Annotated in this window: 27 protein-coding genes; 18 read left to right on the forward strand and 9 right to left on the reverse strand. The window is 64.6% G+C overall.

Going from position 1 to position 25,383, the window contains the following annotated elements; translation table 11 throughout:
- Window positions 1-36 precede the first annotated feature (36 nt).
- The gene (locus M2361_RS27645) at window positions 37-927 is read right to left on the reverse strand and encodes a LysR family transcriptional regulator (RefSeq protein ID WP_100853243.1); all 891 of its coding nucleotides are present in this window, start codon (window positions 925-927) and stop codon (window positions 37-39) included.
- 215 nt (window positions 928-1,142) lie between these two features.
- Here M2361_RS27645 and M2361_RS27650 point away from each other — a divergent pair, with 215 nt between their 5' ends.
- From M2361_RS27650 to M2361_RS27675, 6 genes are all read left to right on the forward strand, one after another.
- Window positions 1,143-1,817, forward strand: coding sequence for an RraA family protein (locus M2361_RS27650; RefSeq protein WP_259252956.1), 675 nt, complete (start codon window positions 1,143-1,145; stop codon window positions 1,815-1,817).
- On the forward strand, window positions 1,814-3,031 hold the full coding sequence (locus M2361_RS27655; protein WP_259252957.1) for an aminotransferase class I/II-fold pyridoxal phosphate-dependent enzyme: 1,218 nt from the start codon (window positions 1,814-1,816) through the stop codon (window positions 3,029-3,031). Before M2361_RS27650 ends, M2361_RS27655 begins: the two co-directional genes overlap by 4 nt.
- A gap of 82 nt (window positions 3,032-3,113) precedes the next feature.
- Window positions 3,114-3,941, forward strand: coding sequence for an ABC transporter substrate-binding protein (locus M2361_RS27660; protein WP_259252958.1), 828 nt, complete (start codon window positions 3,114-3,116; stop codon window positions 3,939-3,941).
- Between the two features lie 28 nt (window positions 3,942-3,969).
- Window positions 3,970-4,671 carry an amino acid ABC transporter permease gene (locus M2361_RS27665; RefSeq protein ID WP_259252959.1) on the forward strand — a complete coding sequence of 234 codons (702 nt, stop codon included), beginning with the start codon at window positions 3,970-3,972 and terminating at the stop codon, window positions 4,669-4,671.
- Window position 4,672: 1 nt separating this feature from the next.
- Window positions 4,673-5,389, forward strand: coding sequence for an amino acid ABC transporter permease (locus M2361_RS27670; protein ID WP_100853238.1), 717 nt, complete (start codon window positions 4,673-4,675; stop codon window positions 5,387-5,389).
- A complete protein-coding gene (locus M2361_RS27675) occupies window positions 5,386-6,111 on the forward strand; it encodes an amino acid ABC transporter ATP-binding protein (protein WP_259252960.1) in 726 nt (241 codons plus the stop codon). The genes M2361_RS27670 and M2361_RS27675 overlap by 4 nt, the downstream gene beginning before the upstream one ends.
- A gap of 273 nt (window positions 6,112-6,384) precedes the next feature.
- Here the strand turns inward: M2361_RS27675 and M2361_RS27680 are convergent, their stop codons facing one another.
- The 8 genes from M2361_RS27680 to mpl form a co-directional block, all read right to left on the reverse strand.
- Entirely contained in the window at window positions 6,385-7,218 is an 834-nt protein-coding gene (locus M2361_RS27680; protein ID WP_259252961.1) for a symmetrical bis(5'-nucleosyl)-tetraphosphatase, read from the reverse strand.
- Window positions 7,215-8,393, reverse strand: coding sequence for an LPS export ABC transporter permease LptG (gene lptG / locus M2361_RS27685; RefSeq protein WP_259252962.1), 1,179 nt, complete (start codon window positions 8,391-8,393; stop codon window positions 7,215-7,217). Before lptG ends, M2361_RS27680 begins: the two co-directional genes overlap by 4 nt.
- Before the next feature lie 91 nt (window positions 8,394-8,484).
- Window positions 8,485-9,210, reverse strand: coding sequence for a monofunctional biosynthetic peptidoglycan transglycosylase (gene mtgA / locus M2361_RS27690; RefSeq protein WP_259252963.1), 726 nt, complete (start codon window positions 9,208-9,210; stop codon window positions 8,485-8,487).
- Window positions 9,211-9,215: 5 nt separating this feature from the next.
- On the reverse strand, window positions 9,216-10,079 hold the full coding sequence (gene aroE / locus M2361_RS27695) for a shikimate dehydrogenase (protein WP_259252964.1): 864 nt from the start codon (window positions 10,077-10,079) through the stop codon (window positions 9,216-9,218).
- The gene (locus M2361_RS27700; RefSeq protein WP_259252965.1) at window positions 10,076-10,972 is read right to left on the reverse strand and encodes a TonB family protein; all 897 of its coding nucleotides are present in this window, start codon (window positions 10,970-10,972) and stop codon (window positions 10,076-10,078) included. Before M2361_RS27700 ends, aroE begins: the two co-directional genes overlap by 4 nt.
- A 211-nt stretch (window positions 10,973-11,183) precedes the next feature.
- Window positions 11,184-13,079 carry a ribonuclease catalytic domain-containing protein gene (locus M2361_RS27705; protein WP_259252966.1) on the reverse strand — a complete coding sequence of 632 codons (1,896 nt, stop codon included), beginning with the start codon at window positions 13,077-13,079 and terminating at the stop codon, window positions 11,184-11,186.
- A gap of 77 nt (window positions 13,080-13,156) precedes the next feature.
- Entirely contained in the window at window positions 13,157-13,759 is a 603-nt protein-coding gene (locus tag M2361_RS27710) for a YqiA/YcfP family alpha/beta fold hydrolase (RefSeq protein WP_050447091.1), read from the reverse strand.
- Between the two features lie 24 nt (window positions 13,760-13,783).
- A complete protein-coding gene (gene mpl, locus M2361_RS27715) occupies window positions 13,784-15,154 on the reverse strand; it encodes a UDP-N-acetylmuramate:L-alanyl-gamma-D-glutamyl-meso-diaminopimelate ligase (RefSeq protein WP_259252967.1) in 1,371 nt (456 codons plus the stop codon).
- A gap of 141 nt (window positions 15,155-15,295) precedes the next feature.
- On the opposite strand from mpl, the gene M2361_RS27720 reads away from it, so the two are divergent.
- From M2361_RS27720 to M2361_RS27775, 12 genes are all read left to right on the forward strand, one after another.
- Window positions 15,296-15,829 (forward strand): TlpA disulfide reductase family protein, encoded by a 534-nt coding sequence (locus tag M2361_RS27720; RefSeq protein WP_259252968.1) that lies wholly within the window; start codon window positions 15,296-15,298, stop codon window positions 15,827-15,829.
- Between the two features lie 97 nt (window positions 15,830-15,926).
- Window positions 15,927-16,361 carry a type II 3-dehydroquinate dehydratase gene (aroQ, locus tag M2361_RS27725; RefSeq protein WP_006217272.1) on the forward strand — a complete coding sequence of 145 codons (435 nt, stop codon included), beginning with the start codon at window positions 15,927-15,929 and terminating at the stop codon, window positions 16,359-16,361.
- Between the two features lie 90 nt (window positions 16,362-16,451).
- Window positions 16,452-16,907, forward strand: coding sequence for an acetyl-CoA carboxylase biotin carboxyl carrier protein (gene accB / locus M2361_RS27730; protein WP_100853223.1), 456 nt, complete (start codon window positions 16,452-16,454; stop codon window positions 16,905-16,907).
- Window positions 16,908-16,916: 9 nt separating this feature from the next.
- Window positions 16,917-18,263 carry an acetyl-CoA carboxylase biotin carboxylase subunit gene (accC, locus tag M2361_RS27735; protein ID WP_050447096.1) on the forward strand — a complete coding sequence of 449 codons (1,347 nt, stop codon included), beginning with the start codon at window positions 16,917-16,919 and terminating at the stop codon, window positions 18,261-18,263.
- 96 nt (window positions 18,264-18,359) lie between these two features.
- Window positions 18,360-19,286 carry a 50S ribosomal protein L11 methyltransferase gene (gene prmA / locus M2361_RS27740; protein ID WP_100853222.1) on the forward strand — a complete coding sequence of 309 codons (927 nt, stop codon included), beginning with the start codon at window positions 18,360-18,362 and terminating at the stop codon, window positions 19,284-19,286.
- A gap of 27 nt (window positions 19,287-19,313) precedes the next feature.
- Complete coding sequence (locus M2361_RS27745; protein ID WP_259252973.1) at window positions 19,314-20,660, forward strand: DUF3426 domain-containing protein; 1,347 nt, start codon at window positions 19,314-19,316, stop codon at window positions 20,658-20,660.
- 12 nt (window positions 20,661-20,672) lie between these two features.
- The gene (locus tag M2361_RS27750) at window positions 20,673-21,614 is read left to right on the forward strand and encodes a carbohydrate kinase family protein (RefSeq protein ID WP_259252974.1); all 942 of its coding nucleotides are present in this window, start codon (window positions 20,673-20,675) and stop codon (window positions 21,612-21,614) included.
- Between the two features lie 203 nt (window positions 21,615-21,817).
- Window positions 21,818-22,321 carry a glycine zipper 2TM domain-containing protein gene (locus M2361_RS27755; protein WP_050447100.1) on the forward strand — a complete coding sequence of 168 codons (504 nt, stop codon included), beginning with the start codon at window positions 21,818-21,820 and terminating at the stop codon, window positions 22,319-22,321.
- Window positions 22,322-22,692: 371 nt separating this feature from the next.
- Window positions 22,693-22,932 (forward strand): acyl carrier protein, encoded by a 240-nt coding sequence (locus tag M2361_RS27760; RefSeq protein ID WP_100853219.1) that lies wholly within the window; start codon window positions 22,693-22,695, stop codon window positions 22,930-22,932.
- On the forward strand, window positions 22,910-24,097 hold the full coding sequence (locus M2361_RS27765) for a D-alanyl-lipoteichoic acid biosynthesis protein DltD (RefSeq protein WP_259252975.1): 1,188 nt from the start codon (window positions 22,910-22,912) through the stop codon (window positions 24,095-24,097). Before M2361_RS27760 ends, M2361_RS27765 begins: the two co-directional genes overlap by 23 nt.
- Entirely contained in the window at window positions 24,094-24,246 is a 153-nt protein-coding gene (locus M2361_RS27770) for a hypothetical protein (RefSeq protein WP_006217279.1), read from the forward strand. The genes M2361_RS27765 and M2361_RS27770 overlap by 4 nt, the downstream gene beginning before the upstream one ends.
- 8 nt (window positions 24,247-24,254) lie before the next feature.
- The gene (locus tag M2361_RS27775) at window positions 24,255-25,382 is read left to right on the forward strand and encodes an MBOAT family O-acyltransferase (protein ID WP_259252976.1); all 1,128 of its coding nucleotides are present in this window, start codon (window positions 24,255-24,257) and stop codon (window positions 25,380-25,382) included.
- Window position 25,383: the final 1 nt, after the last annotated feature.

Consider the following 25,383-nt stretch of genomic DNA (forward strand, 5'->3'; position numbering starts at 1 on the left):
GGCCCGAAGCACGGGCCTGAAGCGCAGGCCTCCCCCCTACACCCCGCCGGAAAACTCGCAGCAGCTTTCCGCCAGCTCGGCCACGCTTTCACAGAACGCCACGTCCGCGTCGCGGCGGAACATGGCGCTGTAGACCGATTGCGGCGGCGCGGTGCTGGTGCGCGCAATCACCAACTGCTTCTTGCTGACCATGTCCGCGAAATAATCGCGGGGCAGGCAACTGACGCCGAAGCCCGCGGCGGTCAGGCCCGCCATGGCGATCAGGCTGTTGATCGTGAAGATATTGCTGTCCGGCGTATGGGGCCGCAGCCACCCGTCGTAGATCATGTTCAAGCCCGACTCGCGGCTTTGGCGCAAGAGCGGCAGGCGCGCGATGTCGGCGGGCGTGTAGACGCGGCTGGCGTCGATCAGGTCAGGGCTGCCCATCCAGGCGAATTCCAGGCGTTGCAGCGCCACGACTTGCAGGTTCGGTTCCGCGAATTCCCCGTGCAGGAACGCCATGTCCAACTGCCCCGCCTGCAAGCGCTTGAGCAGGTCCGCGCCCAGGTCGATGTGCGGTTCCAGCGTGATGCGCGGATAGTGCGCGCGCAGCAGGCGGATCAAGGCGGGCAACCACGTCATGGCCGTGATCTCGGTAATGCCGAAACGGAACGTGCCGGTCAGCGTGTGCTGGCCTTTCAGCCGCACCAGCAAGCGGTCTCGATGGCCCAGCATGTCTTCGGCAAGCGCATAGACCTCGTGACCCCGCGCGGTCAGTTCGGCGCGATGGCCCGAGCGGTCGAATAGCGCCACATTGAAGTCCGCCTCCAGTTCCTGGATGCGCTTGGTGATGGCCGATTGGGTCGTGTGCAGCTTCTGCGCAGATGCGGAAAACGTGCCCAGCCGGACGGTCCAGTACAGGGCCTCGATTTGCTTGAAAGTCAGCATGCCGGGCACCGCGTCGTAGAGAAGTTCATTCCGAAATTTCCGCCTAGGGCTAACCCCTATATTCCAAAAATTGATGAAGCTCGTGGAAATTTAATCCCTTTTTCTGAAAACGAAAAGCTCGCAACATGCCATCTGATTGTTCACCCGGCCGTCCTGCATCCTGAAAAATTCCACAGGGTTGCCGGCGGCTACCGACCCAGGAACTGCAGATCGTCATGGCCAATATCCTTACCGGCGCCCGCCAATTGCCGGCTTCCCCCGTTGCTCCCGCCGCCATTCTTGAAGCGCTTGCCGGCATCGTCACGCCCCACCTTAGCGACAACCTGGCGCGCCGCGAGGGCATCTCGGGCCTGCACCGCTACAACCGCAGCGGCAAGCTCGTGGGCACCGCGCTGACGGTCAAGACGCGCCCGGGCGACAACCTGATGATCTACAAGGCCATGATGCAGATCCAGCCCGGCCACGTGCTGGTGGTGGACGCGGGCGGTGACCTGTCCAACGCCGTGCTTGGTGAAATCATGAAGCGCTACCTGCAAGTGCATGGCTGCGCGGGCGTGGTGGTGGACGGCGCCATCCGCGACGTGGCCGCGTTTGAAGCGGACAGCTTCCCCTGCTATGCGCGTGGCCACATCCATCGCGGCCCTTACAAGGACGGCCCGGGCGAGGTCAACGTGCCTGTTTCGATCGGCGGCCAAGTCGTCAACCCCGGCGACATCATCGTGGGCGACGAAGACGGCCTGGTCTGCTTTGCCGCGTCCGACGCGGAAAGCCTGATTGCCGCCGCGCACGCGCATGCGGCCAAGGAAGAACGCATCATGGCCGAGATCGCCAAGGGCGATAAGACGCAAAGCTGGATGCAGGCCGCCTTTGCCGCCAAGGGGCTGGCATGAGCGCCGCCGATACCGCCTTCCTGGCCGAACGCGCCCGCGCGATCAAGCCGTCGCCCAGCATGGCCGCCAAGACGCGCGTGGACCAGTTGCGTGCCGAGGGCCGCGACATCATCGACTTCACCGTGGGCGAACCCGACCTGCCCACGCCCGCGCACATTGTGCAGGCGGGCATCGACGCGCTGAACAGCGGCGACATCCGCTACACCGCATCCGCCGGCGCCAAGCCGCTGTTGGAAGCCGTGCGCGCCAAGTTCGAACGCGAAAACGGCCTGGACTACGGACTGGACGAACTGATCGTCGGCGTGGGCGCCAAGCAATTGATCTTCACCGCGCTGGCCGCCACCGTGCAAGCCGGCGACGAAGTCATCATCCCCGCGCCCTACTGGGTGTCGTACCCGGACATGGTGCTGGTCAACGATGGCACGCCCGTGGTGCTGGCCTGCCCTGAAGCCGACGGCTTCAAGCTGACGCCGCAAGCGCTGGAACACGCCATCACGCCGCGCACGAAATGGGTGCTGCTGAATACGCCCAGCAATCCGACCGGTGCGATGTACAGCGTGGAAGAACTGCGTGCCTTGGGCGAGGTGCTGGCGCGCCATCCCCACGTGTGGCTGATGACCGACGAAATCTATGAACACCTGGCCTACGGCGACGCGCGCCACGCATCGCCCGCCGCGGTGGTGCCGGCGTTGGCGGGCCGCACGCTGACGATCAACGGCGTGTCCAAGGCCTACGCCATGACCGGCTGGCGCCTGGGTTACGCCGGCGGCCCCAAGCCGCTGATCAAGGTCATGGCCACGCTGATTTCGCAAAGCACCAGTTGCGTCAGCGCCATCAGTCAGTCGGCCGCGCGCGTGGCCTTGACCGCCGACCAGCGCTGCGTCAGCGATGCCGCCACCATATTCCATGCACGCCGCGATCGCATCGTGGCCTTGCTGAACGCGGTGCCGGGCATCCGCTGCCCCGAGCCGCAGGGCGCGTTCTATGTCTACCCGTCGGTTGAAGGGTTGCTGGGCAAGCGCACGCCAGCCGGCCGCGTGCTGGAAAGCGATCTGGACGTGGTGATGTACCTGTTGGACGAGGCCGGCGTTGCCGTGCTGGATGGCGCGGCCTATGGCTTGTCGCCCTACCTGCGGCTGAGCTTCGCCACGTCGATGGAGAACATCGAAGAAGGATGCCGCCGTATCAACAGCGCCTGCGCGGCGCTGCGCTGAACGCGGCGGTTTCCTGAACGCCGTTTTTGTTGGCAGTACGCATACCTGGCAGTACCCATACCTATATTCAAGGGGAATTACCATGAAGACCACCATTGCTTCCTTCGTTGCCGCCGTCGGCCTGGCCGCCACGCTGGCGCCCGCCGCGCACGCGGACACCGTGCAAGACATCAAGGCGCGCGGCAAATTCATCTGCGGCACCATGGGCACGGCCGAGCCCTTCAGCTTCCAGGACCCGAAGACCCGCGCGGTGGTCGGCTACGAAGTCGATATGTGCCAGGCCGTGGCGGATAGCCTGGGCGTGCCGCTGGAACTGAAGCTGATTGCCGTCGAAGCCCGCATCCCCGAACTGATCGCCGGCCGCGTTGACCTGGTGGCCGCCAACCTGGGCTGGAGCCCGGACCGCGCGAAGCAGATCGACTATTCGCACCAGCATTTCGTGAGCCTGCAGAAGATCCTGGCGCGCGAGTCCGAGAAAGACGTGAAGGCGCCTGCCGACCTGGCGGGCAAGCGCGTCAGCGCCGTGCGCGGGTCGTCCTCGGAGCAGGGCGCGCGCAAGAACATCCCGAATGTGGATACGGTGACTTTTAAAGACCCCAGCGGCGCGTTCCTGGCGCTGCAGCAGGGCAAGGTCAGCGGCTTTGTCGCGTCGGAGATGATGCTTGTGAAGCTTCAGCAACAAGCCGCCGGCAGCGCGGTGCCCGTGAAGATCCTGCAACCGGCGCTGTTCGTTGAACCCTGGGGCATGGGCGTGCGCAAGGGCGACACCGCCATGTTGAACCAGGTGAACAAGGTGCTGGACGGCATGGAAGCCTCGGGCCAGGCCACCAAGCTGTTCGATAAATGGTTCGGCGCGGGCACGCAGTTCAACATGAAGCGCGACTTCCGCATCGAAGCCATCAAGGGTTGATGCGCGACACGCGCTGGAGCCTCGTTCGATGCACTACGTTTTCGACTTCAGCGCCATTTTCCAAGGCGAGTACCCGGACTGGCTGCTAAGGGGGTTGATCACCACCCTGGCGCTGGCCGGCCTGGCCTGGGTTCTGGCGTTCTTCCTGGGCAGCCTGCTGGCGGTGATCCGCCTGACGGGCTCGCCCGTGGCCAATGCGGTGATCGCGGTGTATGTCGCGTTCCACCGCAACGTGCCCATGCTGGTGCACATCCTGTTCTGGTACTTCGGCGTGCCGGCATTGCTGCCGCAAGGCTTGAGTGATTGGCTCAACAGCCACGGCAGTGAATTCATCATGTCGTGCATCGCGATCGGGCTGGTGATGTCGGCCTACATCTGCGAAGACCTGCGCAGCGCCGTGCGCGGCATCCCGCCGGGGCAGGTAGAGGCATCGCGCGCGCTGGGGCTGAGCTTTCTGCGCACGATGCGCTGCGTCGTGTTGCCACAGGCGTTTCGCATCGCGATTCCGCCGCTGCTGAACCAGACCCTGCTGCTGTTGAAGAACACCAGCCTGGCGATGGCGATCGGCGTAACGGAACTGACGGCAGCGGGGCGCGAGATCGAGAACTACACGTTCCGCACCTTCGAGGCCTATGCAGTGGTGACGGTTATTTATCTGCTGTTGTCGTTCTTGATCATGGGCGGCGGCGCGATCTTGCAACGACGTTATCGTCCGCTGGGGGCGCGCTGAGATGTGGGACATACTGAAAGACAATTGGCTGCTGCTTCTGATCGGGCAGTATCCGCACGGCCCGATAGGCGGGCTGGTGGCCACGCTGGGCCTGGCGGCCATCAGCCTGACGCTGGCCTTGCCTTGCGGCGTGTTGCTGGCGCTGGGTCGCATCAGCCCGTACCGCATCTTCTACTGGCCGTCGTCGGCGGTGGTGTATCTGGTGCGCGGGCTGCCGCTCTTGATGTTCATTTTCTGGGCGTACTTTTTTGTACCGATCATCATCGGCCGCCCCGTTGCGGGCACGACCACGATGGTGGTGGCGCTGGTCTGCTACGAAAGCGCCTACCTGGCCGAGATCATCCGCGCGGGCATCCAGGCCTTGCCGCCGGGGCAGCAAGAGGCCAGCCGGGCGTTGGGCTTGTCGTACATGCAGACGATGCGGCGCGTGATCCTGCCGCAAGCGCTCTACAACATGCTGCCCAGCATGCTGAGCCAGTTCGTGTCGACGGTGAAGGAAACGTCGCTGGCCTATGTGATCAGCGTGCAGGAACTGACCTACGCCGCCAACCAGATCAACAGCGTCTTGCTGACCAAGCCGTTCGAGGTGTTCGGCTTGCTGGCGATGACGTATTTCATTCTGAATTTTGGCCTGAGTTCATTGGTGCACCTGACCGAACGACGTATCGGCAGACGGCGCGCCGGGCTTGGGGCTGTCTCTAAAGTGGTGCCGACATGATCCGATTTTCACAAGTGCAGAAGTGGTACGGCGACTACCAGGCGCTGGCCGACGTGACCGAAGAGGTCAAGCAGGGAGAGGTGGTGGTGGTCTGCGGGCCATCGGGGTCGGGCAAGTCCACACTGATCCGTACCGTGAACCGCCTGGAGCCTATTCAGAAGGGCGTGATCGAGGTCAATGGCCAGGATATCTATGGCCCGAAGGTGCATCTGGATCAGTTGCGCAGCCATATTGGATTCGTGTTCCAGCAGTTCAACCTGTTCCCGCATTTGTCGGTGCTGGAAAACCTGATGCTGGCGCCGCTGCAACTCAAGCGCGCAAAGCGGGCCGAGGCCCGCGAGCGGGCGATGCAGTTGCTGGAAAGGGTAGGGCTGTCGCACAAGGCCGAGGCGTATCCGGCCCAGCTTTCAGGTGGGCAGCAGCAACGGGTGGCGATCGCGCGGGCGTTGGCGATGAATCCGCCGGTGATGTTGTTCGATGAACCGACCAGCGCGTTGGATCCGGAGATGGTGGGCGAGGTGCTTCAGGTGATGAAGGGGTTGGCCCGGGACGGAATGACGATGGTGTGCGTGACACACGAGATGGGGTTCGCGCGAGAGGTGGCGGACCGGGTGTGGTTCATGGATGCGGGGCGGATTGTGGAGACGGGGGCGCCGGAGGAGTTTTTCAACCGGCCGGGAACGGTGCGGGCGCAGAAGTTCCTGGCGGAGATTCGGCATTGAGTTTTTTTGGGGAGTGATGGGTTGCGCGCGTTCTTGAGTCGGGTTCTTTTGGCGGCCTTGGCGCGCTTCACCCATCCTACGGGGACGGTTTGGGTGTGGCGGTGGTGGGTTGCGCGCGGTCGTGGAATGGGTTCTTTTGGCGGCCCCGCCGCGCTTCACCCATCCTACGATCCTACGGTTTGGCTTCGTAGGATGGGTGAAGTGCGAGGTGGACGGCCCGAAAAAATGCGGTGCTTGCCGCACGTAACCCATCAGCAACGGATGCCTGATCCGTTATTCCGACAACGGGTCCTGGAATTGCGAACACTTTACCTGCACCAGCTTGCGGTCCTGCAAGCGTAGCGCGGTCAAGGAACCGCCCCAGACGCAGCCGGTGTCCAGGCAGATGACGTCGGGTCGCTGCAGCAAGCCCAGCGTGGACCAATGGCCGAACACCGTCGTGATGTCGCGCGTGGCGCGGTTGGGGACGTCGAACCAGGGCACCAGGCCCGGGGGCCAGGCGCCGGGGGCGACCTTGGTGGCGAACTCCATGTGACCGTTCGGGGTACACAGGCGAATGCGCGTCAGCGCGTTGATGATGACCCGCATCCGTTTGCCGCCCTTGTGGTCTTCTTTCCACGTGGCCGGCTCGTTGCCGTACATCTTTTGCAGCGCCTTCTGCCAATTGGGGCCACGCAAGGCGTCCTGTACTTCCCCGGCCAGGGCCAGCGTCTTGGAGACATCCCACTTCGCCAAGGTGCCCGCATGCACCAACAGGTGACCCTGTTCGAAATGGGCCAGGGGGCGAAAACGTAGCCAGTTGATCAGGTCGGTGGCGTCAGGCGCGCGCAGGATTTCGTCCAGCGTGTCCGACTTTGACGGCTTGCGCACCCCGGCGGCGGCGGCCAGAAGGTGCAGGTCATGGTTGCCCAGCACCGAGGTTGCGCGGTCGCCCAGGTCGACGATGCGGCGCAGGGTCTCCAGCGACTGGGGGCCACGGTTGACCAGGTCGCCCGCGAACCAGAAGCGCGAGCGGGGATCTCCGACCAGGTCGGGATGGGCCAGCAAGCGATCCAGCGGCGAGCAGCATCCCTGCACGTCGCCGATCATCCAGATACTGCCGTTCATGCGGGACTCTTGCTCCAGGGCCAACGTTGTTGAACGATGCGGGTAATCGTGTGGCGGTATTCCATATAGCTCATGGCGCCCAGCGCCAGCGCCATGGCGCCGATATTCGGACCCAGGGCGGTGAACCAGGGCGGCCATTTGCCCAGCATGCCCACGTTCAACGCCAACTGGTTCAGCATGAAGAAGCCCACGCCCAGCAAGATGCCGATGAACACCTTCGCGCCCACGCCGCCGCGGCGCGTTTGCATCAGGCCGATGGGGGCAGCAATCGTGATCATCACAAGCAGGGTGAAGGGATACGCCAGTTTGCGCCACAGGGCGACTACCTGTCGACCATATTGCAATTGGTTGTCGCGCAAATACTCCACATAGTCCAACAGGGTAACGATGGACATGCGCTCGGGCGTCAGCACGCGGGCCAGCAGGCGTTCGGCGCTAAGGGTCGTGTCCAGCGTGCGCTCGGGCAGCTTCACCACCGAGGCGGGCGGGTTCTTCGGCTGGCGGGCGTCGGCCAAGGCATCGGCCGCGTCGTCATCCAGGCGCGTCTCAGAGACGTCCTTGAGCACCAGGTCGCCGTGGGCGAACAAGCCGGTGGGCGCGGTGGACAGGGCGGTCAGCGTCTGGTCTTTCTTGAATTCGTACAGGGTGATGCCGGCCACTTGGCCGTCGCCCTTGAGTTCGGCGATGTTGATGATGCGCATGCCGCCATCGGCGGTGGGTTCCTTGAACCAGTAGCCGCTTTTCAGGCGGTCGCCGCCGGCCTTGCCGCGAAACATCAGGTTGGCTTCGCCGGTTTTGATTTCGGCCCAGGGCGTGACGTATTCGGACAGCAGGGCCGCGCCGATCATCAGCGGAATGGTCACCACCCACAGCATGCGCAACAGGCGCATGCCGCTGACGCCCGACACGCGCAGGATGACGAGCTCGTTACGCTGGGCCAGGCCGGCCAGCGCCAAAATCGCGCCGATCAGCAGCCCAATGGGCAGCAGGTCATACAAGCGGGTGGGAATGGCCAGCGCCTGCATGTAGAGCAGGGCCATCATGGAGAACTTGTCGCCCACGTTGTCCAGGTCGTCCACCAGCGCGAAGAACGTGAAAAGGCCCAGCAGGGCCATAAGGACCACTGCACAAGAGCGATAGATCTCGCGGGCCAGGTAGCGACGTGCGGTACGCATGAAAATGATGGGGGAGCGCTAAACGTGAAAGCTTAACAAATCCCGCCCTCCAGGGTGGGGATGACCGGACGGTGGCGCGTGCTTTTGCGTGTCAGGGGATGTCAACCATCCGCATGCGGCGGGTCAGGACGCCCACGCGGGAGTTCAGGTAGTTGGAATTGCGGCGGGTGTCGTAGAAGCGGGGGTTGGGCAGCATGGCCGCCAGCCGCGCCGACTGGCTGGCGCTGAGATTGGCGGCCGAGGTATTGAAATAGTGCTGCGCGGCCGCCTGCGCACCGAACACGCCCACGCCCCATTCCGCCACGTTCAGATACAGCTCAAGAATGCGTTCCTTGCTCATGACGTGTTCGATCATGTAGGTCAGCACCAGTTCCTGGCCCTTGCGGATGTAACTGCGGGAATTGGACAGGAACAGATTCTTGGCCAGTTGCTGCGTGATGGTAGAGCCGCCGCGCATCTTGCTGCGGCCGGCCTCTTCCTGCCGCTGGTTGTATTCCCAGGCCTTGCGGATGGCGTCCCACTCGATACCGTCGTGTTCGGTGAACTTGGAGTCCTCGGACGCCACCACCGCGCGCTTGAGATTTCGGCTGATCTTGTCGTAGGGCACCCAGTCATATTTCAGTTGGAAGGCGGGGTTGCCTTCGCGCAGGCGCGAGCGTTCTTCGCGCATGATGGCGCTGCTGCCGGGATCGCGGTAGTTGTACCAGACCACCTGAGAGAACAGCCAGAATTGGTACAGCAGCACCGCGCACACCAGCGCCATCAGCACGCCGGTGGTGATCCGGAACCAGGATCGGCCTTGCTTGCGCGTCGCCATGCCGCTTAATGCCCGGCCGCCAGGGCCTCGCGCAGCGCGGCCAGCACGGGCGCCGGGTCGGGGCGCACGCCGTGCCAGATGAAAAAGCTTTCGGCGGCCTGGCCCACCAGCATGCCCAGGCCGTCGGCCGTCAGCGCGGCGCCGTCGGCCTCGGCCTGCTTCATGAAGGCGGTGGGCCTGGCGCCATACATCATGTCGTAGGCCGCCGCGCCATCGGCGTACAGGCCGCCCGGCAATGTGGGCGCGGCATCCTGCAAGCCGCTGGCCGTGGCGTTGATGACCACGTTCCAGCCGCCCGGCCGCGCGGCGTCGGACAGGCCGCCCGCCGTGACCTGGGTTTGCGGCGACACCCCGCTGGCGCGCCAGGCGTCGGCCAGTTCCAAAGCCTTGGCCGCGGTGCGGTTGACGATATGGATGCGCGCGCAGCCGGCTTGCGCCAGCGGTTGCAGCACGCCCCGGGCGGCGCCGCCCGCGCCCACCAGCAGCACGGCGGCATCGGACAGATGCACGCCCAGGCGCAGCAGGTCGGACACCAGGCCCACGCCGTCGGTATTGCAGCCGTGCCAGGCGCCATCGCGCCAGGACAAGGTGTTGACCGCGCCGGCCAGCCGCGCGCGGGTGGACAGATGACTCGCCGCCAGCGCGTAGGCGTCCAGCTTGAACGGCACCGTCACGTTCAGACCTTGCCCTCCCTCGGCCACGAACGCGGCAACGGCCTCGGCAAAGCCATCAACCGGCGCCAGCAGCCGCTCGTAGCTGAGTGGCTTGCCGGTTTGCTGGGAAAACAGGGCGTGGATCTGGGGCGAGCGGCTGTGCGCGATGGGGTTGCCGATGACGGCGTAGCGGGCAAGAGGGGACGCCTCGGTCATGGGGCTTGTGTTTCCAGGGTGTCGTTGACGAAGTGCCAGGTGCGGGTGATGACCAGCACGTCCGTATCGCGGGCGATATCGGGCGGGAAGGGGGGGAAGGGCGCGGCCAGCTGGACAATGCGGCGGGCGGCCTGGTTCAGTACGGCGTGCGGGGACGGTTGGTCGATTTCCACGTCGGCGATGCTGCCGTCGGCACGCACCGACACGGTGATGCGCAACGAGCCATAGATGCGTCCCCGCGCCTCGTCGGGATAGTGTTGGGTGCCGATGGCCTCGATGCGGGCGCGCCAGGCGTCCAGGTACGCGGCGTAGCGCGAGGCTTCGGCCGAGGGCGCCACGAATTGCTTGCGCGGTTCGTTGCTGTATTGCTGGACCCGTTCGGCCAGGGCGGCCACTTGCGCATTCTGAATCACGCTGGCCTGGTCTTCGGCGTCTTGCCCCAGGTCGGCGCCATCCGGCCACGGGTTCACGGCCTGCCGTTCGGCGCCCGCCTTGTCCGCCGAGCGCAACTGCGTCATCAGGCGGGTCTGTTCGGCTTCCAACTGCACCTGGCGCTTGCGCATGGCCTCCAGCACGATGGTCTCGGCGGACTCGCCGGTCTGGGGCAGCGGCGTGGTGGTCATGCCGCGTTCGGCGTTGCCGCCGCCGCTCATCTGGTTCTGGGCCTGGGCGCGTGGCGCCTCAGGCGGCGTTTCGCTGCGCGCGTTCAACAGCACCACTTCCAGGCTGGTCACGGGCGGGCGCGTCAGCGCGGGCGCGCCGAACCGCCACGCCAGGGCGCCGGCGTGCACCAACAGCGATATTGCAATGCCGATACGCAGGTAGTGCTGGGCGGGAGCGCCCAGCCACCGCAGGTAACGGCCTAGCGGGGAGGGGGAGTCAGGGCGTTGCACGGTCGCATTGTAAGGCGAGTCCGCGTCGGTCGGCCATGCCGGCCGACCGCTGTGTAACAGCTTTTGGACGGCATGCCGCAAGGCGGCCACGCCGTCGCGCACCCACTGGCGCTGTGGCCGGGCTGGGGCGTTGGGTGGTTACGGGCGCTTGATGGGTTGCGCGCGCTGGGCCGTGTTTCAGTTGCATGAAGCCCTGCGCGCTTCACCCATCCTACGTGGCGGCGGGGCTTAGTTCGCCTACGTAGCGGCAGTCTAGCTCCAGGCCCAGTTCGTCCATGCCCAGGATGTCGATTTCCACGGCGGTGCCGCGTTCCAGTTCTGGCATGCCGCCCACGCGGGTCACCAGCGGTGCGTTGGCGAAGCGGACCAGATCGTCGCGCAGCACGTGCGCCACGGTGCGGGTCACGCCGTGCTGCTTTAGCCAACGCAGGCACCAGTAGCGTTCCATGGCGCTTTGGAATTCGGCCCAGGCGGCGTACTGCGCGTCGAAGGCGCCGATGATGGCGAACAGGTCCGCGTCGCGCGGCTTGAACGGCGCCACCAGGCGCGCCGACACGCCGTGTTCCACCGCGGCAATCAACTGCCATTGGTTGACCAGGTCGACATAGCGGCGCAGCGGCGACGTGCTCCATGCATACTGCGGCACGCCAATCGCTTCGTGCGGCAGCGCCTGCGTGCTCATGCGCACACGGCCCGCCTGCTGCGAACGGTAGATGCCCGGCACGCCATGCTGGTGCAGCAGGCCGCCCCACAGGTTGTTGGCCAGGATCATGTATTCGGCCACCATGCGGTCCAGCGGCGCGTTGCGCTGGCGCGGCACCAGGCGTACCGGCGTGTCCGGATCGTCGGGGTTGCCGTCCAAATAGAAGCTGTATTCCACGCGGGAATTGTTTTCGGGCTTGCCGCGCACGTTTTCGCGTTGCGCCGACAGCGCCTGCGCCAGCTTCCACAGCGGTCGCAGCCAGTGGCCATAAGGAATATCGACCGACGGGTCAGCCAGGCTGGCCTCGGTGACCTGCGCGTCCAACATGTTGTGGCGCAGGTTTTCGCGCACGACTACCCGTTCCAGGCGCGTATCCGATTCGATGATCTCGCCCGTTTCAGGGTCGGCCACCACGTACAGCGACAGCACGGGCACTTCACGGCCCGCGTCCAGCGAGAACGCCTTGATGACGTTGTCGGGCTGCATCGGGATCTTGTCGCCCGGCATGTAGACGGTGGACAGGCGCGCGCGCGCCAGCTTGTCGAATTCGCTGTCGCGGGTGACCGACAGGCCGGGGGCGGCCACGTGTATGCCCACGCGCAGGCGACCGTCGGGTAGCGTGGTGACAGACAGCGCGTCGTCGATCTCGGTGGTGGTGACGTCGTCGACCGAATAGATTTCGGCGTCCGACAGCGGCAGTTCGCGGTCGATGGGCGGCAGTTCCAGCTCGGGGAATTCCAGCCCGCGCGGGAAGTTCACCGCCAGGAAGCGACGCTTGTGCAGCGCCAGCGCATGCGGCCACGCGCCCAATTCCAGCAGCAGGCGGTCGGGGCTTTTGCCCAGCTTGGCGCAGGCGGCGTCCAGCGCCTTCCATTGCTGCGAATTCTTGTCCGGACGGATCAACAGGGTTTCGGCAACCTGCGCAATGGGCTCGGGCAAGCGGCCCGCGGCCATCTCATCGACCCATTCCTGTTGCTGCTCGGCCTGGCGCTGCTTCTTTTCCAGTGCGGCCAGCGCGGCGGCCAGGATGTCCGGCGGGGCGGGGCGGTAGCGGCCCTTGCCACGGCGGTGGAAGTACGCGGGCGCGCTGTGCAGGCGCATCAGCAGCGCGGCGTGCTCCACGGGCGTGGGGGCATGGCCGAAGTAGTCGGCGGCGAGCGCCGGCGTGTCGAATTCTTCCTGGGGGGCGCATTCCCAAAGGAATTGCAGGTCCAGTTCATCGGCGGCCGCGGCGGCCTGGCTCATCAGCGCCGCCGGTTCGGGCGACGCGAAATTGAACAGGGTGTTGGCGCGCTTGATTTTGCTGCGCTTGCCCGACTCTGACTCCACCTGCAGGCTGGCGTCGGTTTCGGACAGGATGTTGCCGGCCTTGAAGCTGCCGTCATCTTCGTAAAACACATACATGGTGGGGATCTTCCTGGGCGACGCGCACGCGCCGCCTTGCGCAGCTATATAGATAGAGTGTTGATGCCTGGTACTGATTATTGAGGGCGAACCTGCTTGCCGCCAAGGGCGAATTCAAGCACCTCGGGCATCCAACGTTCAAAATCGGACAAACCGTGGTCGCTGCCTTCGACGATACGCTGTTGGCAACCCAGGTAGCGATCGCGCATTTCGCGCCAATCCAGCACCTCGTCGCCAGTTGCCGCCAGCAGGAAGTACCGGTCGGGCTGGGTGATGCGAGGGACGTGGATGGCCGCCAATTCGTCCACATATTCGGGCAGAAAGACGAACGGCGCGTTGGAATGATACATGTGGTGCTCGCCAACCTGGGTGGCCAGGTCGCGCGCCGCCTCGACGGCGGGGTTCAACAGCACGGCCTTGCAACCCAGTTGCTCGGCCAGCCAGGTGGCGTAGAAGCCGCCCAGCGATGAGCCGATCACGGTCAGCGCGCGGGGGCTGTCAGCGCCCTGCAATTGGCGCTGGGCAATGTCCATGCACAGCGCAATGGCTTGCCGGGGGCTGGCGGGAAGCTGCGGGCAGGCCCATAGCGCGGCCAGCCCGCGCTGGGCCATGGCGTCGGCCATCTGCCGGGCCTTGGTGGAGCTTGGCGAGGAACGAAAACCGTGCAGGTAGAGAATCATTTCGTGCTCGTCCAAGATGGGGATTCAGCCGCGCGCTCGCAGCGCATCCAGCAGCTTGCCGTGGACGCCGCCAAAGCCGCCGTTGCTCATGACCAGCACCTGATCACCGGGGCGGGCGGCGGCGGTCACGGCCGCGACCAGCGCGTCGATGTCATCGTAACTGGAAGCCCGGTCGCCCAGCGGCGCCAGGACGTCCGCCGGGTTCCAGCCCAGGGCGTGCTTGCCGCCGTGCGCGCCGAAGCAGAACACCAGATCGGCGTCGGCCAGGGCATCGGGCAGGCGGGCGGCCATGGTGCCCAGCTTCATCGTGTTGGAACGCGGTTCCAGCACGGCCAGGATGCGGGCCGAACCGACCTGCCGGCGCAGCCCTTCCAGCGTGGTGGCGATGGCGGTGGGGTGATGCGCGAAATCGTCGAACACCTTGACGCCGTTGACCGTGCCGCGCAATTCCATGCGGCGCTTCACGCCGGCAAAGCGAGTCAACGCGGCGATGCCGTCGGCGGCCGAAACCCCAGCGTGTTCGGCGGCGGCCAGCGCGGCCAGGGCGTTCATGCGGTTATGTTCGCCGCTCAGGTTCCAGCGCACGGTGCCGGCTTCAACGCCATTGCGCAGCACGGAGAACGCGCCGTCGTCATCGGGCGGCGATGCTTGCCAAGCGCCATCGGGGCCGAACGTGACGGTTTCAGACCAGCATCCGCGCGCAATCACGCGGTCCAGCGCGTCGCAATGGGCGGGGCGCACGATGCGGCCAGAGCCGGGGATGGTGCGCACCAAATGGTGGAATTGCGTTTCGATGGCTGCCAGATCGGGGAAGATGTCGGCGTGGTCGTATTCCAGGTTGTTCAGGATGGCGGTGCGCGGGCGGTAATGGACAAACTTCGAGCGCTTGTCGAAGAAGGCCGTGTCGTATTCGTCCGCCTCGATCACGAAGGGACGGCGCGCGGGGTCGTAGCGCGCCGACACGTGCAGGTCCGCCGCCACGCCGCCGATCAGGAAGTTGGGCGCCAGGCCCGCGGCTTCCAGTATCCAGGCCAGCATCGAGCTGGTGGTGGTCTTGCCATGCGTGCCCGCCACTGCCAGCACGTGCGCGCCCGGCAGGATGTTGTCGCCCAGCCATTGCGGCCCGGACACGTAACGCGCGCCAGATTCCAGAATGGCTTCCATCAGCGGGTTGCCGCGGCTGACCACGTTGCCGATCACGTACAGGTCGGGCGCAAGCGCCATCTGTTCGGGGCCAAAGCCCTCGATCAGCTCGATGCCTTGTTCGGATAACTGGGTGCTCATCGGCGGGTACACGCCCGCGTCGCAACCCGTGACCTTGTGGCCGGCGGCCCGCGCAATCAGCGCCAAGCCGCCCATGAACGTACCGCAGATGCCAAGAATGTGCAGGTGCATTGAAAACTCTCCTGTCCGGCATTGTATATATAGCGGACGAGCCGGGGCGCTGAGCTGGGGCGTGCTTGGCGAGGCACCAACCGGGCTCGCCGGCCACGCCGCAACAACGCGCAAAACAGCGGCAGCGGTTATGATCGCGCCATGAATCGACGCCTACTTCTATCCGCCGGCGTGGCCGTGGCCGCCACGGTTGCGGGCGCCTACACCTTGCTGGGGCAAAAGTCCCGCACGTCTTCGGCACCGGCCGACGCCAGCGACCCCGTCGCCGGGCTCATGCAATTGCAGTTGCCCGACCTGAACGGCGCGACGCAGTCGCTGGCCAGTTGGAAAGGCCAGCCGATGGTGGTCAATTTCTGGGCAACCTGGTGCGCGCCCTGCGTGCGCGAAATGCCAGAACTGGATGCGCTGCAGAAAAAATACCCGCATGTGCGCTTTGTCGGCATCGGCGTTGATTCCGCCGCCAACATGCAAAAATTTGTCGAGAAAGTGCAAGTTTCCTACCCGCTGTGGGTGATCGGGGCGGGCGCCATCGACACCTTGCGCAAGCTGGGAAACCCCAGCGGCGGCTTGCCTTTTACCATCGTGTTCAATGCTGATGGCGGAATTAACCGGAAGATATTGGGTGAAATTCAACCAGACGACCTGAACAAAACCCTGTCGGGTTTGAAGGCATAAGTCTGTTGGACAAATAGTAGGAATTGGCGTAAAAAGCTGGTTTATCGGCTGTTTTGCCAGCAATTCCACCGTTGGCAATCCACTCATTGGCAAGCGCATGGCGCAAAACATACTGGTATTGCATGGCCCGAATCTGAACCTGCTTGGCACCCGGGAACCTCATATCTACGGCAGTTTGACGCTGCCCCAGATCAATGAGCGCCTGGAGCTGCTTGCAGGGGAATTGGGCGCCAAGCTGACTGCTTGGCAAGGCAATCACGAAGGTGCGTTGGTCGACCGCATTCAGGCGGCCCGGCAAGACGGCACGGACTTCATCATCATCAACGCGGCGGCTTATACGCACACCAGCGTCGCGATTCGCGATGCGCTGGCTGGGGTCGCGATCCCATTTATTGAAGTACATTTGTCCAATCTGTATAAGCGAGAGCCCTTCAGGCATCACTCTTATCTGTCCGACTTGGCGATAGGCCTTATCACCGGCCTGGGCGCGGACGGCTACGAGGCGGCTCTGCGTTACGCAGTGCGGCACTGATCTCGCACCAAACTCACGGCTTTTACATCTTATACACGGCGCGGACCCCACGCTGGGACGCCGCCGACACTATCTCGGGAAGCAGCTTCTATGGACCTTCGAAAACTCAAAACCCTGATCGACCTGGTGGCTGAATCGGGTATCGCCGAGCTGGAAATCACCGAAGGCGAAGGCAAGGTACGCATCGTCAAGTTCTCGCAAACCTTGCAGCCGGTGGCTTACCACCAGCCCGAAGCCGGCGCGCACGCCGCGCCCGTCGCCCAGGCCGCCGCGCCTGCCGCGCCGGCCGCCGAAGCCGCCCCGGTCATCCAGGGCCATGTCGTGAAGGCGCCGATGGTTGGCACGTTCTACCGTTCGCCGAACCCGGGCGCTGCCCCGTTCATCGACGTGGGCGCCACCGTCAAGGAAGGCGATCCGCTGTGCATCATTGAAGCCATGAAGCTGCTCAATGAAATCGAAGCCGACAAGTCCGGCGTCATCAAAGAAATCCTGGTCGAAAATGGTGAGCCCGTCGAGTACGGTCAACCCCTGTTCGTCATTGGCTGATAGCTGAAAATGTTCGAAAAAATCCTGATCGCCAATCGGGGCGAAATCGCCCTGCGCATTCAGCGCGCTTGCCGTGAGCTGGGCATTAAAACCGTGGTCGTGCACTCCGAGGCTGACCGCGAGGCCAAGTACGTGCGCCTGGCCGATGAATCCGTGTGCATCGGGCCCGCGCCGTCGCGTGACAGCTACCTGAACATGCCGGCCATCATTTCGGCCGCCGAAGTGACGGATTCCGAGGCAATCCACCCGGGTTACGGGTTCTTGTCCGAAAATGCCGACTTCGCCGATCGCGTCGAAAAGAGTGGCTTTGTCTTCATCGGCCCGCGTCCCGACACCATTCGCCTGATGGGCGACAAGGTCAGCGCCAAGCGCGCCATGATCGAAGCGGGCGTGCCGGTGGTGCCGGGTTCCGAAGGCGCGTTGCCCGAAGATCCGCAGGAAATCATCCGCATTGCGCGCGAAGTCGGTTATCCGGTCATCATCAAGGCGGCAGGCGGCGGCGGTGGCCGTGGCATGCGCGTGGTGTACACCGAGGCCGCGCTCTTGAACGCCGTCACCATGACGCGTTCGGAAGCGGGCGCCGCGTTCAACAACCCGGAAGTCTATATGGAGAAGTTCCTTGAGAACCCTCGCCATGTGGAAATTCAGGTGCTGGCCGATGGCGGCCGCAACGCCGTCTGGCTGGGTGAACGCGACTGCTCCATGCAGCGTCGCCACCAGAAAGTCATTGAAGAAGCGCCGGCTCCCGGCATCGCCCGTCGCGCCATCGAGCGTATCGGCGACCGTTGCGCCGATGCTTGCCGCAAGATGGGCTACCGTGGCGCGGGCACGTTCGAATTCCTGTTTGAAAACGGCGAGTTCTATTTCATTGAAATGAACACCCGCATCCAGGTCGAACACCCGGTCACCGAACTGATCACGGGCATTGACCTCGTGCAGCAGCAGATCCTGATCGCCGCGGGCGAAAAGTTCACGCTGCGCCAGCGCGACATCACGTTCAAGGGCCATGCGATCGAATGTCGCATCAACGCGGAAGATCCTTTCCGCTTTGTGCCCAGCCCCGGCCGTATCACCAACTGGCACACGCCGGGCGGTCCTGGCGTGCGTATCGACTCGCATGCCTACAACAGCTACTTCGTGCCGCCCAACTACGATTCGATGATCGCCAAGGTCATCACGTATGGCGATACGCGCGATCAGGCTTTGGCCCGCATGCGTATTGCGCTGTCGGAAATGGTGGTGGAAGGCATTTCCACCAACATCCCGCTGCATCGTGAACTGCTGCAAGACGCCCGCTTCATCGAAGGCGGCACCAGCATCCACTATCTGGAAAACAAGTTGGCTCAGCGCCCCTGACCAACTACCCCCGGGGCCTCACGGCCCCTTTTTACGTTTATGGTCTATCGGGCCGCGGCGCGAGCCGTGGCCCGATGGCCAGATGGAAGAATAATCATGCGTGAACTCGTGCTCCATTGCCTGGAGGCGCAGGCCGAAGCCCTGTCGGATGCGTTGCTGGAAGCGGGCGTGCTGTCGGTATCCGTGGAAGATGCCGACTTCGGCACCGATGACGAACGCCCCTTGTTCGGCGAACCCGGTACCGAGCCCGACATCCAAGCCTGGGACCGCAACCGCGTCGTTGCCTTGCTGCCCGATGGCGCCGACCCCACGCAGATCATGGAAGAGGCCGCCTCGGCCGGCGAACTGGACCCGGCGCTGTTTGCCGGCTGGACGCTGCGCGACGTGCCGGACGCTGACTGGGTGCGCCTGACGCAATCCCAGTTTGGCCCCATCCACATTGCTGAACGCCTGTGGATCGTGCCCAGTTGGCACCGCGACAACCCCGACGTGCCGGGCCTGGACCCGGCCGCCGCCGAAGACGGCGCCATTCATATCGAACTGGACCCGGGCCTGGCCTTCGGTACCGGCAGCCATCCCACGACGCATCTTTGCCTGGCCTGGCTGGAAGCCGAATTGCCCACGGGCGCCACGGTGCTGGACTACGGCTGCGGTTCGGGCATTCTTGCCATTGCCGCGCGCAAGCTGGGCGCCGGTCCGACGCTGGCAGTCGACATTGACGCGCAGGCGGTGCAAAGCACGGCCTACAACGCCGAGGTCAACCGCGTCGAATTGCAAGCCATGCTGCCCGATGCGCTGGCCGACGGTACCTTCCAGGTAGTGGTTGCCAACATCCTGTCCAATCCGTTGAAGGTGTTGGCGCCGATGTTGGCGGGCCGCGTTGCCGCGGGTGGCCACTTGGTGCTGTCCGGCGTGCTGGAGCGTCAGGCCGAGGAAGTGGCCGCGGCTTACGCGCCCTGGCTTGCCATGTCGGTCTGGCGTGCCCGCGACGGCTGGGTATGCCTGCACGGCCAGAAGGCCTGAGTGACCGGATAGGCAGGATTGCATCACATGGCTCTGACCACCCGCTGCCCGCAGTGCGGCACCACGTTCAAGGTGGTGCCTGACCAGCTCCGCGTTCGCAATGGCCTGGTGCGCTGCGGCGCCTGCTCGACCGTCTTCGACGGCCGCGCCTGCCTGCTGCCCGAGGCCGGATCGCTGCCGTCCGCCGCGCCGTCCGCGCCATCCGCGTCGCCCGTGCCGCCTGTGCCATCTTCCGCAGCGGCCGCCGCGGCGCCGGTCCTGGCGCCGACGCTAGCGCGCCCGTCCGCCGCGCCGAGCCAGACGCCGCCCTGGGAAGACGAACCCGCCGCGTTACGGTCTGCGCCCATTGCGCCCGCCGCGCCGCCGCCCGCTCCCGCCGCGCCCTTCACTCCCGTTGCGCCAACCGTGCGTGCCGAACCCGTGATTTCGCCCGTGGCCACGCCCGCGATCCCGCCGGCGGTCCTGCGGGGGCGTGATGCGATACGCCGCCCCGTGGAGCCCGAAGACACGCTGCCGGAAGACGAGCCCGACGACGATCACGACCTGGAAGACGAAGTGCGTGAAGCGCCGCATGGCCGTGCCTATACCGGCCGTACTGATAACTTCCGCACCGATTCCCGCTACGACAAGCCCATCATCGCGTCGCGCGACAACGAACCGATCATCAAGTGGGACGACCGCGACGCGCCCGATGATCACGACAGCCGCGATGACGGCGACGATCGCGATCTCGACGAAGATCGCGACCACGACGACGACCGCGACCTAGACGACGACCGCGAGCCCGTGCTGGGCGAGGCGCGCACCCGCTATTCCAGCGCCACCGACGTCGGCCGCGCGCCGCCGGAGTTCCTGGATCAGGACCGCAGCGAACGCCGGGGCCTGATGCGCAAGATCTGGGGCTATGCCTGCCTGCTGGGTCTGATCGCCCTGGGCCTGCAACTGCTTTACGTCTACCGCACCGACATCGCCAATTCCGCGCCCGCCTTGCGCCCGGTGCTGGAAACCGTGTGCCAGCCGCTGGGCTGCACCGTGGGTTATGCGCGCCGCCTGGAACGTATCGCCATTTCTTCGTCGTCGCTGCAACCGCCCACGGGCGCCGCCGCGATCGACGACGGCCGCAGTCGGCTGGTGTTGAACCTGGTGCTGCGCAACCGTTACGACAAGCCGCAGCATTGGCCCGCGCTGGTGCTGGACCTGACTGACCTGTCCGACACGGTGGTCGTGCGCAAGGTGCTCAAGCCCGAGGACTACCTGACGCCCGAGCAACTGCGCGGGCCTTTCGCCCCGGCGGGCGAGCTCAAAATTTCAGTGCCCATTGAAGTGACTGGCGTTCAAGTCAATGGCTACCAACTTGATAAGTTCTTTCCTTAAAGGATGACACGCATGGCAACCCCCGTCCTGGTTTGCGGTTCGATGGCGTTCGACACGATCGCCGTGTTCGAAGGCCGCTTCAAAGAGCACATTCTTGCCGACCGCATCCAGTCGTTGAGCGTGTCTTTCCTGGTGCCCAGCATGCGCAAGGAATACGGCGGTTGCTCGGGCAACATTGCCTACAACATGAATCTGCTGGGCGGCAAGCCGGTGCCCGTGGCCACCGTGGGTGAAGACGCCGGCGAATACATGGAGCGCCTGTCGGGCCTGGGCATCGACACTTCCCGCGTCAAGGTGGTGCCCGGCACGTTCACCGCGCAGTGCTTCATCACGACCGACCTGGACGACAACCAGATCACCGCGTTCCACCCGGGCGCCATGTCGTTCGCGGCGGACAACGACCTGAGCGACGCGGACGCGGCCTGGGCCATCGTGGCGCCGGACGCCAAGGAAGGCATGTTCGCCCACGCCGAACGCCTGCATCAGCGCGGCATCCCCTTCATTTTCGATCTGGGCCAGGCCATGCCCTTGTTCGACGGCGCCGACCTCGAACGCATGCTGAAGATGGCGCAGGCGTTGACCGTGAATGATTACGAAGCGGGCGTCGTTGAGCAGCGCACCGGCCGCAGCATGGCCGACATTGCCCAGACGCTTCAAGCCGTGGTGGTGACGCGCGGCGCGGAAGGCGCCACGCTGATGACCGGCGGCAAGACCATCACCATCGCGCCCGTGAAGGCGACGCAGGTCGTGGACCCGACGGGTTGCGGCGACGCGCAGCGCGGCGGCCTTCTCTACGGCTTGACCAGCGGCTGGAACTGGGAAGACAGTTGCCGCCTGGGTAACGTCATGGGCGCCCTCAAGATTGCTTCGCGCGGGCCGCAGAACCACGCGCCGTCGCGCGCTGATATCGACGCGGTGCTGCACGCCACCTACGGCATCCATCTGCCGGCGTGAACCCTGGACTGCTCGGGAACTGCCTCAAGACTGCACGGTCGAACGGTCGTCCAAACGTCTGATGCGGTGGCGCTATCGCCACCGCTTTCAGCAGGTGTTTTCTGGCTTTGGCCGTGAGTTTCAGTGTGTTGCAGCCGAGCCTGGCGAAGATGGCGGGCGCGGTATGATCAACGACGTCGGCAGTGCCCGATCGAGGAGTCCAAATGAACCAAAGCAAATCTCTTTCCCTGGTAACGCCGCGTACTGGCCGGTGGCTGGCCGTTGCGGCCGTCGTGACGTCGATGGCAGTCTTGGGCGGCTGCGCGAATCCCAGCGCATCCAGCGGGGTTTATAGCTACGACCAAGCCCAGCGCGAGCAGATCGTTCGCACGGGCACCGTCACGGGCGTGCGCCCCATCGTGATCCAGAATGACAAGTCCAGCGGTGTCGGCATGTTGGCCGGCGGTGCGCTGGGCGGTGTGGCCGGCAATGCCGTCGGCGGCGGCACGGGCCGCACCATCGCCACCGTGGGTGGCGCCATCCTGGGTGCCCTGGCCGGTAACGCCGTGGAAAACCGGGTCGGCAAGAATTCCGGCTACGAAATCACGGTGCGCCTGGACAACGGCGAAACCCGCGTCGTGGCGCAGGAAGCGGACTTGCCCATCAGCGTGGGCCAGCGCGTGCAGGTGATCAGCGGCGCAGGCCCGACCCGCGTGACTCCGATGTAAGTCAAAGCCCGCGCAAGCGGGCTTTTCGATTGCCGCGCCAAGGCGCGCACAGGCCCCTATCAAGGGGCCATTTTTTTGCCTGAATGTCGCTCGGCCGCAACGTGACCCCCCAGGATTTACCCGCAGCTGTCGCCTTTCCCGGCCATTTCTCGCCATCAAGCCCAAAAGTTCGATGGCGATTCAACGGTCGAAGTGCAATGATTGCGCCTGCGAACGAGGCCAAACTCGGTTTTTGATGTAACCGAGTGCATCTTGGCGTCATTCTGAATGGCTGAATCCCGTCAGTTGAGCTTCAGCTTTTTTCTATATCCTCAAGCACCTGAATCCCTGCGAGCGGGGGTGTTTCGCCGACGAGGCGCCCCGCACACCTTATGTATACCGAGCAAGAACTCCACACCAAGATCGGCGATATCGTCGAGTCGATCGTCATGAAGAAAGTCACCCCCGACACGCAATTGATCGCCACAGGCCTCGTGGATTCCTTGGCCGCCGTGGACATCACGCTGGCGGTTGAATCGGAGTACGGCTGCAGCATCCCGGCTCCTGAAATCGCGGAAATCCTGCAGTCGGTCCGTACGCTTGCCGGCTATGTTGCTGCCCATTCTGCGTAACACGCGCTTGCTGTCCCACGTCGCGGCTGCCGCGACGGCGGTTGCACTGGCGGTTGGCGCGTATTGGGGGGCGGACGATGTGCTCAGCCGCATCGTGACGCCCGCCGCCGCGCCCTTGTCGGCCACGGCCGGCAAGAACAACTACCTGCCTAATCTGGGACCGGACTGGGGCACCCAGCACGTCAACCTGAATCGTCTGGGCAACGCCCTGAGCGACGGCACGCTGGTCGTGCTGGGCTCGTCCGAGCTGTCCAGCCACGACCTGCGTTTCGTTCCCTACCGCTTCTTTCCCGAAGAGCTGAAAATGCCGACGCTGGCCTATGGCCACGCCATGTTCCAGTCTTATGGGATCGTCAGCGTGCTGGAATCCGTGGCCGATTCCCTGACGCCGAACACGCGGCTGGTGATCATGGTGTCGCCCGCGTGGTTCGCCTCGGGCGGCCAGTTGCCGCGCAGCGCGTTCGCCGAGCACGTGACCGGCCCGGTCTGGGACCGCCTTTGGGACCAGCCCAGCACGCGCGAGCAGATGCAGACCTGGATCACCGACAACGCGAATTGGGGGCTGCTCTGGCTGATTGCCAACGGCCAGGCGGCCGAGCTGAAAGACAAGCTGGCGCTGTGGTGGCATGCCCGCCAGGAACCCGCGCCCGACCGCCCGCGCACCAAGCTGTCCGTGCCCGCGCACCGCTTCGTGTCCTGGCCATCCGCCGCGCGCTTGAACGCAGGGCAGTGGGGGCAGCTGACGCATCAGGCGCGCGAGGTGGAGCACAGGCTGGGCGGCCATAACCCTTACGACGTGCGCGACGATTACTACAAGCAGTACCTGGCGCCGCTGTACTCGCCGGCCCGCAACGAGTTCGCCGACGTCGACCCCATCACCCGCGCCGAGCTGGGCGATCTGTCGCGCGTCATGGCCTTGCTGCAAAAACGCAAGGTGAAGGCCTACTTCGTCATTCAGCCGTTCAACCCCAAGCTCATCCTGGATGTCGAGCGCTTTGATCCGGTGGTGGCCGCCATCACGGGCATGTGCACGCGCTATCAGATGGGTTGCCTGGACCTTTACAGCATCCCGTTCGAACCGGGCATGCTACGCGACGACATGCACCTGGCCGAGCTGGGCTGGGCCATGGCGGACCAAGGCATTGCGGAGTACTTTTCCCGATGAAATTCTTTCGTAAAGACGGCGCCGGACGCCGCTTTTTTTGGCATTTGTGCCTGTACGTCGGGGTCATCCTCGTGTTTGTACTGCAGGCCCAGCCCACCACGGGCAGCGGCGGACCGATCAAGGTCGAATTTCAATACCAGCAGTTCTGAGCCGCGCCATGGAATTGTTCGCAAGCTTGAGCTTTTTTGGCGGCGCCTTGTGCGGCGGCCTGGGCCTGTTGGCATACCGCTCATTCGGCATGCCGTTTCGCATTGGCTACCGCCACATCATCGGGGTGATCTGCCTGGGTGTCTGGATGGCGGTGTTCTGGGCGCGGCCCTATCAGCCCATCGCGCTGCTGGCTATTTCGGGTAGCGCCTTGTGGGCCGTGCGCCGCAACTACATTCCCACCTGGCTGGCCGTCATCATCACCATGACGCCGCTGCTGCTGGTGAAGACCGGCGTGTCGCACCTGGGGGCGATGCTGGGCCTGTCGTTCGCCACCTTCCGCGCCATCGACGTGCTGCTGTTCGCGCAACGCAACGAGCGCGTGTCGCCGCTGGACTACTTCATCTACCTGTTCTTCCCGCTGACGCTGTTGGCCGGCCCCATGTACCGCTGGCGCAATTTCCAGGCGGATCTCAAGCGCGGCTATGAAGGTGTGAACCTGAACACCTGGCTGACCGGGCTGGAACTGATCATGCTGGGCGTGATCCAGAAGTTCGGCCTGGCCGAGCTGATCTGGCGCTATGGCCTGGCCACGCTGGACGCGCACGACTATTCGTTCACGGGAGTGGTGTTGAACGCCTCGCTGTACAGCGCGTATCTGTTCTTCGACTTCGCCGGCTATTCGACGATGGCGATCGGCATCGGCATGCTGTTCGGTTTCACCTTGCCGATCAACTTCCGCAACCCCTTGGCCACGCTGAACCCGCAGGACTTCTGGCGCCGCTGGCACATCAGCCTGTCGGAGTGGTTGCGCGATGTGGTGTTCATGCCGATCTACAAGGCGTTGAGCAAGACCAGGTTCTTCGGACGCCATCGCATGGCGGCGCAGAACATCGGCATCTTCGCCACGCTGCTGGCCATGGGCGTGTGGAACGGCTTGTCGTTGCATTACATCGTGAGCGGGCTGATGTTCGGCGCGTATTCGGTGGGGCACAACCTGCTGGTCAACGCGGCGCGCACCCGGCCCGCCTTGCAGTCCACGTTGGCGCATCCGGTGATGCGGTTCATGGGCCGCGTGCTTACCTTGATTCTGGCCGCGCTGGCGCTGTACGTGTTCAGCGGCCGCAGCCCCATCTGAC

The organism is Achromobacter sp. JUb104 (assembly GCF_024806975.1).
Classification (GTDB): domain Bacteria; phylum Pseudomonadota; class Gammaproteobacteria; order Burkholderiales; family Burkholderiaceae_B; genus Achromobacter; species Achromobacter spanius.

Coding starts and splice junctions, on each gene's coding strand:
- M2361_RS27645 (WP_100853243.1), bottom strand. CDS start 927: ATGCTGACTTTCAAGCAAATCGAGGCCCTGTACTGGACCGTCCGGCTG.
- M2361_RS27650 (WP_259252956.1), top strand. CDS start 1,143: ATGGCCAATATCCTTACCGGCGCCCGCCAATTGCCGGCTTCCCCCGTT.
- M2361_RS27655 (WP_259252957.1), top strand. CDS start 1,814: ATGAGCGCCGCCGATACCGCCTTCCTGGCCGAACGCGCCCGCGCGATC.
- M2361_RS27660 (WP_259252958.1), top strand. CDS start 3,114: ATGAAGACCACCATTGCTTCCTTCGTTGCCGCCGTCGGCCTGGCCGCC.
- M2361_RS27665 (WP_259252959.1), top strand. CDS start 3,970: ATGCACTACGTTTTCGACTTCAGCGCCATTTTCCAAGGCGAGTACCCG.
- M2361_RS27670 (WP_100853238.1), top strand. CDS start 4,673: ATGTGGGACATACTGAAAGACAATTGGCTGCTGCTTCTGATCGGGCAG.
- M2361_RS27675 (WP_259252960.1), top strand. CDS start 5,386: ATGATCCGATTTTCACAAGTGCAGAAGTGGTACGGCGACTACCAGGCG.
- M2361_RS27680 (WP_259252961.1), bottom strand. CDS start 7,218: ATGAACGGCAGTATCTGGATGATCGGCGACGTGCAGGGATGCTGCTCG.
- lptG (WP_259252962.1), bottom strand. CDS start 8,393: ATGCGTACCGCACGTCGCTACCTGGCCCGCGAGATCTATCGCTCTTGT.
- mtgA (WP_259252963.1), bottom strand. CDS start 9,210: ATGGCGACGCGCAAGCAAGGCCGATCCTGGTTCCGGATCACCACCGGC.
- aroE (WP_259252964.1), bottom strand. CDS start 10,079: ATGACCGAGGCGTCCCCTCTTGCCCGCTACGCCGTCATCGGCAACCCC.
- M2361_RS27705 (WP_259252966.1), bottom strand. CDS start 13,079: ATGTATGTGTTTTACGAAGATGACGGCAGCTTCAAGGCCGGCAACATC.
- M2361_RS27710 (WP_050447091.1), bottom strand. CDS start 13,759: ATGATTCTCTACCTGCACGGTTTTCGTTCCTCGCCAAGCTCCACCAAG.
- mpl (WP_259252967.1), bottom strand. CDS start 15,154: ATGCACCTGCACATTCTTGGCATCTGCGGTACGTTCATGGGCGGCTTG.
- M2361_RS27720 (WP_259252968.1), top strand. CDS start 15,296: ATGAATCGACGCCTACTTCTATCCGCCGGCGTGGCCGTGGCCGCCACG.
- aroQ (WP_006217272.1), top strand. CDS start 15,927: ATGGCGCAAAACATACTGGTATTGCATGGCCCGAATCTGAACCTGCTT.
- accB (WP_100853223.1), top strand. CDS start 16,452: ATGGACCTTCGAAAACTCAAAACCCTGATCGACCTGGTGGCTGAATCG.
- accC (WP_050447096.1), top strand. CDS start 16,917: ATGTTCGAAAAAATCCTGATCGCCAATCGGGGCGAAATCGCCCTGCGC.
- prmA (WP_100853222.1), top strand. CDS start 18,360: ATGCGTGAACTCGTGCTCCATTGCCTGGAGGCGCAGGCCGAAGCCCTG.
- M2361_RS27745 (WP_259252973.1), top strand. CDS start 19,314: ATGGCTCTGACCACCCGCTGCCCGCAGTGCGGCACCACGTTCAAGGTG.
- M2361_RS27750 (WP_259252974.1), top strand. CDS start 20,673: ATGGCAACCCCCGTCCTGGTTTGCGGTTCGATGGCGTTCGACACGATC.
- M2361_RS27755 (WP_050447100.1), top strand. CDS start 21,818: ATGAACCAAAGCAAATCTCTTTCCCTGGTAACGCCGCGTACTGGCCGG.
- M2361_RS27760 (WP_100853219.1), top strand. CDS start 22,693: ATGTATACCGAGCAAGAACTCCACACCAAGATCGGCGATATCGTCGAG.
- M2361_RS27765 (WP_259252975.1), top strand. CDS start 22,910: ATGTTGCTGCCCATTCTGCGTAACACGCGCTTGCTGTCCCACGTCGCG.
- M2361_RS27770 (WP_006217279.1), top strand. CDS start 24,094: ATGAAATTCTTTCGTAAAGACGGCGCCGGACGCCGCTTTTTTTGGCAT.
- M2361_RS27775 (WP_259252976.1), top strand. CDS start 24,255: ATGGAATTGTTCGCAAGCTTGAGCTTTTTTGGCGGCGCCTTGTGCGGC.